Source organism: Wenzhouxiangella limi (assembly GCF_010499265.1).
GTDB classification, from domain to species: Bacteria; Pseudomonadota; Gammaproteobacteria; order Xanthomonadales; family Wenzhouxiangellaceae; genus Wenzhouxiangella; species Wenzhouxiangella limi.
On record NZ_JAAGSC010000003.1, the window covers coordinates 1 to 238 of the forward strand.

A 238-nucleotide genomic window follows, 5' to 3' on the forward strand; every position below is an offset into this window, starting at 1 on the left:
AGTCGGAATCCGAGTCCGTATCGGTATCCGTATCCGTATCGGTATCGGTGTCCGAATCCGAGTCGCTGTCGGAGTCAGAGTCCGAGTCGCTGTCGGAGTCGGAATCCGAGTCCGTATCGGTATCCGTATCGGTATCCGTATCAGTATCCGTATCGGTATCCGTATCGGTATCCGTATCGGTATCCGTATCGGTATCCGTATCGGTATCCGTATCGGTATCCGTATCGGTATCCGTATC

General features: G+C 53.4%; 1 protein-coding gene. It reads left to right on the top strand.

Annotated elements, in window-relative coordinates; all coding sequences use genetic code 11:
* On the top strand, positions 1 to 238 hold a 238-nt coding region (locus G3I74_RS15620; protein ID WP_203594410.1), incomplete at both ends, for a hypothetical protein.